At 62.4% G+C, this 7445-nt stretch carries 8 protein-coding genes; 2 read left to right on the top strand and 6 right to left on the bottom strand.

Features of this window, described 5'->3' with window-relative positions; translation table 11 throughout:
• From ABYW26_RS07910 to ABYW26_RS07885, 6 genes are all read right to left on the bottom strand, one after another.
• A partial coding sequence (locus ABYW26_RS07910) for an ATP-binding protein (protein ID WP_372604232.1) occupies positions 1-828 on the bottom strand: 828 nt, incomplete at its 3' end.
• Complete coding sequence (gene tatC, locus ABYW26_RS07905) at positions 828-1844, bottom strand: twin-arginine translocase subunit TatC (RefSeq protein ID WP_372604231.1); 1017 nt, start codon at positions 1842-1844, stop codon at positions 828-830. The genes ABYW26_RS07910 and tatC, both read right to left, overlap by 1 nt.
• The gene (gene tatB, locus ABYW26_RS07900; protein ID WP_372604230.1) at positions 1841-2425 is read right to left on the bottom strand and encodes a Sec-independent protein translocase protein TatB; all 585 of its coding nucleotides are present in this window, start codon (positions 2423-2425) and stop codon (positions 1841-1843) included. The genes tatC and tatB overlap by 4 nt, the downstream gene beginning before the upstream one ends.
• 35 nt (positions 2426-2460) lie before the next feature.
• Positions 2461-2670 (bottom strand): twin-arginine translocase TatA/TatE family subunit, encoded by a 210-nt coding sequence (gene tatA / locus ABYW26_RS07895; RefSeq protein WP_372604229.1) that lies wholly within the window; start codon positions 2668-2670, stop codon positions 2461-2463.
• 148 nt (positions 2671-2818) lie between these two features.
• Positions 2819-3904: an ABC transporter ATP-binding protein gene (locus ABYW26_RS07890; RefSeq protein WP_372604228.1), complete on the bottom strand. Its 1086-nt coding sequence runs from the start codon at positions 3902-3904 to the stop codon at positions 2819-2821.
• Between the two features lie 80 nt (positions 3905-3984).
• Complete coding sequence (locus tag ABYW26_RS07885) at positions 3985-4764, bottom strand: SDR family oxidoreductase (protein ID WP_372604227.1); 780 nt, start codon at positions 4762-4764, stop codon at positions 3985-3987.
• A gap of 185 nt (positions 4765-4949) precedes the next feature.
• On the opposite strand from ABYW26_RS07885, the gene ABYW26_RS07880 reads away from it, so the two are divergent.
• Together ABYW26_RS07880 and ABYW26_RS07875 are read left to right on the top strand one after the other, a co-directional pair.
• Positions 4950-6008 (top strand): Hint domain-containing protein, encoded by a 1059-nt coding sequence (locus tag ABYW26_RS07880; RefSeq protein WP_372604226.1) that lies wholly within the window; start codon positions 4950-4952, stop codon positions 6006-6008.
• A gap of 58 nt (positions 6009-6066) precedes the next feature.
• Positions 6067-7269: a pentapeptide repeat-containing protein gene (locus ABYW26_RS07875; RefSeq protein WP_372604225.1), complete on the top strand. Its 1203-nt coding sequence runs from the start codon at positions 6067-6069 to the stop codon at positions 7267-7269.
• Positions 7270-7445: the final 176 nt, after the last annotated feature.

Genomic DNA, 7445 nt, shown 5'->3' with positions numbered 1-7445 from the left:
GCCCCGGCGCCCGGCCAGATCGGTGAAATACTGCCACGCCACCCGGCCCGAGCGGCTGCCACGGGTGGCTTGCCATTCGATCGCCTCGGCCCGCAGGGTGGCATCGTCGATCTGCACGCCATGCGCGTCGCAATAGCCGCGGATCATCGCCAGATATTCGTCCTGACTGCACGGGTGGAACCCCAGCCACAGCCCGAACCGGTCGGACAGCGACACCTTTTCCTCGACCGCCTCGGAGGGATTGATAGCGTTCGAGCGTTCGTTCTCGATCATGTCGCGCGGCATCAGGTGGCGGCGGTTCGAGGTGGCGTAGAACACCACGTTGTCGGGGCGGCCTTCGATGCCGCCATCCAACACTGCCTTCAGCGATTTGTAATGCTGATCGTCATGGCTGAACGACAGGTCATCGCAGAACAGCAGGAACCGTTGATCCGAGTCGCGCAGGTGGTTCAGCAGCCGTGCGACCGAAGGCAGATCCTCGCGCTGGATCTCGACCAGTTTCAGTGGCAGATCCTGCGCCCGCACTTCGGCATGCACCGCCTTGACCAGCGATGATTTCCCCATCCCGCGCGCGCCCCAGAGCAGCGCGTTGTTGGCGGGCAGGCCACGGGCGAATTGCAGGGTGTTCTCCAACAGGATGTCGCGCACCCGGTCGATGCCCAGCAGCAGCCGCAGATCAACGCGGTTGACCCGCGCCACCGGCGACAGCCGGTCAGGTGTCACATGCCAGACAAAGGCGTCAGCCCCGGCGAAATCGGGGGCCGGGACCGCAGGCGGGCTGATCCGTTCCAGCGCCTCGGCGATGCGCGTCAGGGCATCGCCATCGATCACTTGCCCGGTTCCTTGTCCTCGTCCTCGCCCTCGCCTTCATCGTCGTCCAGTTCAGCGTCGAATTCGTCCAGCAGCGGGTCGTTTTTGGTCGGGGTAAAGGCGGTGTTCACCTCATCAGCGGCAGGCTTGGACGCGTCGGACTCGGCGTCATCCTCGTCTTCGTCATCCTCGTCCCACAGGCCTTGAGCGCGCAGGTCGGCTTCGCGTTTGCGGTCGACGCGGGCGACAAGGAAGATCGAGATTTCATAAAGGCCGTAAACCACCGTAAACAGGATCACCTGCGTGGTCACATCCGGCGGCGTCACCAAGGCGGCGACGCTGAGAATGCCGACAACCGCGTATTTGCGCACGCTGCGCAGACCGGCGGCCGAGGTCAGGCCAGCCTTGCCCATCAGGGTCAGCAGCACCGGAAGCTGAAAGCACAGCCCGAAGGCCACGATCATTTTCAGCGTAATATCAAGGGTTTCGTTGACCTTACCGTTGAACACGATGTCGATGCCACGGTCAGGCTCGCCCGAGGCCGCCTCGCCCGAGACCAGCGCCGCCACCATCGACGGCAGATCGGCAAAGCCCAGAAAGAACTGCATCGCCAGCGGCACGACGACGAATTGCGCAAAGGACGCGCCCAGCAGGAACAGCACCGGCGACGCGATCAGGAACGGCAGAAAGGCGTTGCGTTCGGATTTATAGAGGCCCGGCGCGATAAAGCGCCACAGTTGCAGGCCGATCACCGGGAAAGACAACGCCAACCCGCCGACCATCGAGATGCGGATCAGGGTAAAGAAATATTCCTGCGGCGCAGTGTATTGCATCACCGGGTTCGGGTTGCCCAGGCTGCGCATGGTGTTTTCGATCGGGATCAGCAGGAAATCGAGGATATAGCCGCCGAACGAAAAGCAGATCACCATACCGATGACAAAGGCCAGCGCCGCCCGGATCAGCCGGGTGCGCAATTCGGCCAGATGCTCGATCAGCGGGGCGCTGGAATCTTCCAGGTCGTCAGCATTGCTCATGCGTCACTCTTTTTCGCAGGTTTGGCGGCGGGCTTTTTCGCCGGAGCCTTTTTCGCAGCAGGCTTGGCCGCGGTCGTCTTGGTCGCCGTCTTGGGGGCCGCCTTGGCCGCAGGCTTTTTCGCCGCCGGTTTCTTGGCGGCGGGCTTTTTAGCGGCCGGTTTGGCGGGTTCAGGCGCCGGGGCGACCTCAGCGGTTGCGGCGGCAGCTTCGGCCGCCTTGCGCTCTTGCGCCTTCTTGGCCGAGGCTTCGCTGATCTTGCGTGCGGCTTCGGCGCGATCTTCGGACAGGCCCTCGTCCTTGAACTTGGGCTGCCATTTCTCGAACTCGGCGGTCGCGTCTTTCAACGCGTCCAGCCCCATCTTGCGCGGATTGGCGATGTCGCGCAGGTCTTTGGTCACGTCCTTGACCCCGGCCTCATCCGCCGCGTCATCCATGGCGCGCTGAAAATCGCGCGCCAGACGCTTGGCCTTGGCCGTGAACCGGCCCAGCGTGCGGAACATGCCGGGCAAGTCTTTTGGACCCACCACGATCAGAGAAACCACCCCGATCACCATCAGTTCGGACCAGCCGAGATCAAACATTGCTTACCGCCCCGTCAGCAAGAGAAGGAACAGGTTCAGACCTTGTCGTTCTCGGTTTCGGGGGTCACGTCTTTGGCCTTCTCGATATTGTCCAGCTCATCTGTGCCCTCTTTCACACCCTTCTTGAACGAGGTGATGCCTTTGCCGACTTCGCCCATCAGCGACGAAATCTTGCCGCGGCCAAACAGCACCAACACGACGACCGCAATCAGCAACAGGCCCGGCAGGCCGATATTGTTAAGCATCTTAGTTCTCCCTGAAACGCGGGTCTTCTGCCACGCGTCTTGTCATTTAATTCTGCCAAACACATTTATGAACTCTGGCGACCAGATCAAAGCCCCATTCGGCATAGCTCGCAATTTTCTTGCAAAAAAGACGCCTGTCTAAGCGGTCTTACGCCTGATGCGGGAAGACAAAGCACCGATCGCGGCGGATCATCAGCCACATCGGCGTGTCGGGTTTGGGCAAAAACACCCCCGGAACCGTGGCTTTCATCACCGAGCCGTCGTAATCCATGCGGAATTCCACCAGACTTTCGCCGCCCATGAACCGCGCGCGCTCGACCGTGGCGCGGGCCGGAACACCGTTCTCGGGCGTTGGCGCCGGCGGGTTGCCATTGCGGTCGAACTCGATCTTCACGTGCTGCGGGCGGATGATAATGTCGACCTCGGTGGTCTCGAAAATCGCCGGAGTCATGAACTGGCCGAACGGCGTGTCGGTCAGCAGCCCCTGCACCCGGCCCTGAATCACGTTGATATCGGAAAAGAACGCCGCCGCGGCCTTGTCCACCGGGGCGTTGTAGATGTTGTAGGGCGCGCCGTCCTGCACGATCTTGCCACCGCGCATCAGGGCGATTTCATCGGCCATGCGCATGGCCTCTTCCGGCTCGTGCGTGACCAAGAGAACCGCCGCGCCTTCTTCCTTGAGCACGCTCAGGGTCTGGTCGCGGATGTCGTCGCGCAGCCGGTTGTCCAGCCCCGAGAACGGTTCATCCATCAGCATGATCCCCGGCCGCGGCGCCAGGGCCCGCGCCAGCGCCACGCGCTGTTGCTCGCCGCCCGACAGGTTATGCGGGAAATCGTCGATGAATCGCAGCATATCGACGCGGGCCAGCATTTCCTCGACCCGCGCACGCTTCTGATCGCGCGGCCCGGTCAGGCCAAAGGCCACGTTGCCCGCCACAGTCAGATGCGGGAACAGCGCGAAATCCTGAAACATCAGCCCGACAGAACGCTGTTCAGGCGGGATGCGGAACACGGTGTCGCAGACCAGCTTGCCGTCGATATAGATCTCGCCGGAATCCTGCATATCGACCCCGGCGATGATCCGCAGCGTCGTCGACTTGCCACAGCCCGACGGGCCCAGCAGACAGGTCACCTGCCCCGGCATCACCGACAGCGACACGTCATCCACCACCGCGCGGCCACCAAAGCGGCGCACGATGCTGCGGATTTCCAAACGCGGAGTGGTGTCGCTCACGTTATACCCTCATACCCGAGAGAACTTATCGGGATTGGCGGCGGGCATAGCACCCCCCGCCGCGCCGGACAAGACCACGCTTACAATGTCGCATTCACGCTGCCACCATCCAGCAGGATGTTCTGCCCGACTATAAAGCCGGCATGTTGCGAACACAGGAAAGCGCACATCGCGCCGAATTCCTCGGGATAGCCATAGCGCCCCGCCGGGATGGTCTTACAGCGCAACGCCTCGGCCTCGGCCATCGAGATGCCCTTTTCCTTGCTGACATCCGCATCCAGCGACTTCGAGCGGTCGGTATAATGAATCCCCGGCAGCAGGTTGTTGATATTCACCCCGCTGCCAGCCACCTGCCGCGAGGTGCCCGCCACATAGCCGGTCAACCCGGTGCGGGCGGTATTCGACAGGCCCAGCACCCCAAGCGGCGCCTTGACCGCCTGCGAGGTGATGTTCACCACCCGGCCCCAGCCGCGGTCGATCATCCCCGGCACCAGCGCCTTGATCAGCGCAATCGGGGTCAACATGTTGCCGTCCAGCGCCTTGATGAAATCCTCGCGCTCCCAGTCGCTCCACAGGCCCGGCGGCGGGCCACCGGCATTGGTCACCAGAATATCAACCGGGCCAGCGGCCTTAAGCACCCGCTCGCGCCCCTCGTCCGCGGTGATATCGGCCGCGACAGCGGTGACAGAGACGCCGAATTCATCGCGAATGGCGGCGGCAGCGGCTTCCAGCGCCTCAGCGCCGCGCGCGTTCATCACCAGATCGACCCCTTCGGCCGCCAGCGCCCGCGCACAGGCCAGACCCAGCCCCTTGGACGACGCACAGACCAGCGCCTTTTTTCCGGCAATCCCCATATCCATTGCGGTTCTCCCAGTTGGTATTTTCCCTAGGGCTATCACCCCTGAACCGCCGGGAAAAGGCCGCATGCGCATCAGCGCCGCGCGTTGACCGCTGTCAGGCCCCCGCCTATGATCTCAGCGATTTTATCGGGGACGACGCCGGACCAACCGGGGTCGACGGGCAATTCCGCCTACAGGAGAACAGCGTGCCGCACAGCAATGACAGCCGCATATCGGCCAGCTATTCGGCGATGATCTTTCCGGCGGCCGATTTCGAGGTCGTCTCGGGCGCCAATCTGGGCGATCCGCTGACCGGCACGGACGATCTGTGCCTTGGCGATGTCTATATGCTGTATGACGAAAGCCGCGCCATCGAGGTGACAATCGCCGACGCCGCGCGCGCCCACGGAACAGAGGCCCGGTTCATGGAGACCGGCAGCGCCCAGCACCGGGTTGCGCATGGCTCGGAACTGGGGTCGCCGGGCGATCCGCTGACGTTGCAAGGGCGGCTGACACTGATGGCGCCGGATGGCGACACGGTCGATCTGGTGTTGATCGGTCACCGCCGCATGCGGCAGGCGCAGGACGACCTGTTTTTTCTGCCGCTGGCCCCGATCGAGCCGCGCGTGCAATACACGCTGCTGTCCGCCGATCCCGACACCGGCGACGTGCGCCTGTCCGATATCACCCCCGTCGCCTTTACCCGTGGCACCAGAATCACCCTTGCCGACGGCACCCAGCGCGCGATCGAGGATCTGGCCCCCGGCGACAAGGTTCTGACCCGCGACAGCGGCCCGCAGCCGGTGCGCTGGATCGGGCGGCGCACGGTGCGCGCGGTCGGGGCCTGCGCGCCGGTGGTCGTCACCCGAGGCACGCTGTCGAATGAATCTGACCTGATCGTCAGCCAGCAACAGCGGCTGTTCATCTATCGGCGCGGCCAACGCAGGCTGGCGGAAACCTCGGAAGTGCTGATCAAGGCCCGCGATCTGGTCGATGACGAGTCGGTCTTTATCCGCCGGGGCGGGTTCGTCGAATATTTCCATCTGGTGTTTGACCGGCATGAAATCATCTATGCCGAGTATATCCCGACCGAAAGCCTGCTGCTGAACGCCGAGAACATCGCCCGCCTGCCCGACGATCTGGCCCGCGACGTCAGCGCCACCCTGCCCGACGCCAGCCAGCAACCGCATTTCGGCAGCGAGGCCGACAGCTCGGTCCTGTCAAAGCTGGGCCTGCGCACCCCTCGGGGTGAGGGCAAGGGCTAAGGCCGTTTACAGCCCCCATTTTGCAACCTAAGGTTTTTCAAAAGGCCAAGGGGCAGAGATGGGCAACCCACAACATCTGGAATGGCTGCTGGAAGGCGTCGAGGCATGGAATGCCCGGCGGAAACGCAAAGACTTCCAGCCAGACTTTGTGGGGTTCGATATTTTCGAGGCGTTTGAAGAAACTGGTAATTTGACCGCACACGGAAGTATTCCACTGATGGGCGCCAACTTCAGCGGGGCGAACCTCGCGGGTACTAATCTAAAAGATGCATACCTCGAGGGGGCAGATTTAATGATGGCCGACCTCGCTGCGGCTAACCTAGGCGGAGCCCACCTAGGAGCGGCAGATTTGAGATTGGCACAGCTTGAGGGAGCCTACCTCGGTGACGCGCATCTCGGAGAAGCTAACTTAGGCGGTGCAAGCCTCGGAGGAGTATACTTCGGAAGAGCAGACCTCGGTGGAGCGAACCTTATTGGAGCCGACCTTGGGAGAGCTGACTTTGGGAGAGCTTACCTAAAGGGATCAATAGTAAGGACTGGATACCCGGGCAGCGCCACAGAAAATCGCGCAAAGCCACAATACACGGATCTTTCTAAGGCATTTTACCTGACACAGGATCAGATCAATTCGATGAACGGCGATACCGGCACCATCCTGCCGCCGGGCCTGACCCACCCGCCTCATTGGCCTGATCCCGAGCCGCCGAACAATACCCCGGTGCCCGAAGCAAACCCTCCTCATGAGGTAACGGCGACCCAAATTCAAAAGAAACTGGTCGAGAACCGCGAAGCCACGGTTCTGACCTCAGCCGCCCTACTGGATCAGATCGCGGAATACCGTTTCAAGGTCTACAGCGACAACCAGCTTGCCTGCGACCACCCCGAATTTCGCGACGAATTGCTGGCCTTCCTCGACCAGTTGAGCGGGGATATCGAGACGCTCCTACAGGCGATACCCGCGCAAGGCGCCAAGGCCACCGAACAACAAGCCGAGCAAGCCGCAACTTGGTTCGACCGGTTCGCTGGCGCAGCCATTCCAGAGTGGAAAAAATACCTTGCTCCCGAAGCACTGGGTAAAGCCTCGGTCCCTAGTGGCATCATCCTGACCTGTGGCGCATTGGGCAGCCTTGTCTCCGGCATGAACCCGCTGGGCTTTGGCGCAGGCGCAGTCGTCGGGAAGCTGATCGTTGGAGAGGTTAAAAGCGGACAGGCCGCAGACAAGCTGAAAGACATGTTCGACGACCCCGAAGACGAAGAATAACACAGGTTCGCGCCCGGCACCGAGGGCGGCGCGTTTTCGCGCCCGCCCTGGGGGGCGGGGTCGGGCGCGAACCGGATCGCAAGCGATCCGGGGCTCTTACTCCCCGATTGCCCTTTTCCCCGCCCTGCCCTATATCGCGCCCATGTTGGACGCACGCTCAAACCGCCCCGAATTGC

Origin of the sequence: Actibacterium sp., assembly GCF_041584535.1 — a bacterium.
Taxonomy (GTDB): Bacteria; Pseudomonadota; Alphaproteobacteria; order Rhodobacterales; family Rhodobacteraceae; genus Actibacterium_D.
The sequence above is the reverse complement of the archived record's forward strand: the minus strand, read 5'-3'. Positions and strand labels throughout refer to the sequence as shown.